Origin of the sequence: Brachyspira pilosicoli (assembly GCF_019402445.1) — a bacterium.
GTDB lineage: Bacteria > Spirochaetota > Brachyspiria > Brachyspirales > Brachyspiraceae > Brachyspira > Brachyspira pilosicoli_B.
In genome coordinates this window covers 1-2522 of sequence record NZ_SRZM01000176.1, presented here as the reverse complement: position 1 = coordinate 2522, position 2522 = coordinate 1, and the positions used below count along the sequence as shown (strand labels likewise).

Sequence of the window (2522 nt, the reverse complement as noted above, 5' to 3'; positions counted from 1 at the left end):
GGACTAGTCCCCGAAAACAATAAAACATAAAACTAAATTTTTATAAACTTTACAATTTTCAGTATAAAATATAATTTTTTATAAAAGAATGAATTTAAAAAAATTAAAATAAAAAAGGAGCTTAAAAATATTAAGCCCCTTTATATTTATTTTTTATTAGTTATTTATTTTTTAACATCAATGAGTTTGTCTAAAGCATTTACACTAGCAGATGATGTTGGCTCTATATTCGCATAATCATCAGAGTTAGTGATAATTATAGGAGTAACTGTAGGGTAGCCTGCAGATTTTATTCCCTCAATGTTAAACTCTAATAATAAATCGCCTTTCTTAATCTTCTGACCATCTTCAATATGTGAAGTAAAATGTTCACCATTGAGTTTAACAGTATCCATACCTATGTGTATTAACAACTCAACACCTTTGTCAGAAGTAAGTCCAATAGCATGTTTTGTAGGAAAAGCAGTTTCTATTATTCCGTCAAAAGGAGCATATACTTTGCCTTCAGCTGGGTCAATAGCAATACCTTTACCCATAGCACCAGAAGAAAATGCCTCATCTTTAACATCTTCAAGTTTAACAATGCCTCCTTTAATAGGAGCATAAACAGTGTCAACTAATTCATTACTACTAGCAGCTGCAGATTCTTGCTTTTGAGGTTCATTTGAAGTAGTGTTTTCATTAGAAGCAGTCATATTATCTTCATTGTCGCTTATAGGGTCATGTAAATACTCTTCAAGTCTTGATTTTATTACTGTAACTTTAGGTCCGTATATAACCTGTATACCATTACCTTTTTTGATGATTCCAGCAGCACCGCTTTGTTTTAGCATAGTGTCATTAACTTTAGAAGCATCAAACACTGTAACACGAAGTCTTGTAGCACAGCAGTCAACATCGCTTATATTTTTCTTTCCTCCAAGTCCTGAAGTGATTAAAGGAGCTTCTTCATATTTAAATAAAGGATTAGTTTCAATATTTTCTCCTTTAGCTAAAGCCTTAGCAGCCTCAACATCTGCTCTTTTATAAAGTTTAGGCTCTTCACTGTCTGGTTCTCTTCCTGGTGTTTTCCAGTCAAATTTCTTAATCAATGTAGAGAATAAGAAATAATAAACAAAGAAATAAACAGCACCAACTACTACAATCCAAACCCAATTAGTTTTAGCATTTCCTTGTATTACACCAAATAAAAGCAAGTCAATTAAACCGCCTGAGAATGTCATACCAACTGTAACATGAAGTATATGCATAAGCATGAAAGATATACCAGCAAGTACACAGTGTATAGCATAGAATATTGGAGCTACAAAAAGGAATGTAAACTCTATAGGTTCAGTGATACCAGTAAGCATAGCAGTTAAAGCAGCAGAGAAAAGCAAAGCACCTACAACTTGTTTCTTTTCTGCTCTTGAAGTTTTATACATTGCTAAAGCAGCACCAGGTAAGCCAAATATCATGAATGGGAATTTACCAGTCATAAAACGAGTAGCATCAACACTAAATGCAGTTGTAGTAGGAGAGCCTAATTGAGCAAAGAATATGTTTTGTGCACCTTCTACTAAATTGCCATCTATCATCATAGTGCCGCCGAGTGAAGTTTGCCATAAAGGTGTATAGAATACGTGGTGAAGACCGAAAGGTATTAATGCTCTTTCTATGATACCATAGAATAAAGTTCCCACATAACCAGAACCAGCTATTAAATCTCCGAGTTTATTCATTACAACCTGTATAGGAGGCCATACAAAATACATTAATATACCTACTACTAAAAAAGTAATAGCAGATATTATAGGAACAAACCTTGTACCTCCGAAGAATGATAATACTTGAGGAAGCTCTATAGTATAGAATTTGTTATGCAAAGCAGCTACTCCAAGTCCCACTATTATACCACCGAATACACCCATCTGAAGTGATAATATACCAACAACATTAGTAGTAGAACCAGCCAATAATTTATCAGCTCCTCCCATAACTGTTATCATCTTACCAATAGAAGCATGCATTACAAAAAATGCTATAGCTCCAGATAAAGCAGCAACCTCTTTTTCTTTCTTTGCCATACCAATAGCTACGCTCATAGCAAATATAATAGGCAAGTTTCCAAATATAATATTACCAGCCTCGCTTAATACTGATAATATATCATAAGCAATAGTACCCGGTCCTAAAATCCCCATTAGATTGTAGGTTTCAAGCATAGTAGTATTTGTAAGAGAACTACCTATACCCAAAAAGAGCCCTGCTACAGGAAGCACAGCTATAGGAAGCATAAAAGACCTTCCTACTCTTTGCAATACTCCAAAAAGTTTATCCTTCATATGTAAAAACTCCAATTTTTTTGATATAGTATAATATTATCAATATTTTTTTATATGTCAAATGTTATTTTGTTTTAACGATACTATTATCACAAAAAAAGATAAATATCAATTTTATCTATATGTGTTTATTTATAAAATTTAATTTTATGTTATGAGTAATTATCAAATTGACATTTTATATATTGAGTGTTATTA

The 2522-nt window shown here is 32.6% G+C and carries 1 protein-coding gene; it reads right to left on the bottom strand.

What is annotated here, in order from left to right; genetic code table 11:
- Positions 1–164 precede the first annotated feature (164 nt).
- Complete coding sequence (locus E6A48_RS06610; protein WP_219709254.1) at positions 165–2324, bottom strand: PTS sugar transporter subunit IIABC; 2160 nt, start codon at positions 2322–2324, stop codon at positions 165–167.
- Positions 2325–2522 lie beyond the last annotated feature (198 nt).

What these genes read in the sequence shown, in the direction of transcription:
- E6A48_RS06610 (WP_219709254.1), bottom strand. Translation starts at nt 2,324, where the DNA reads ATGAAGGATAAACTTTTTGGAGTATTGCAAAGAGTAGGAAGGTCTTTT.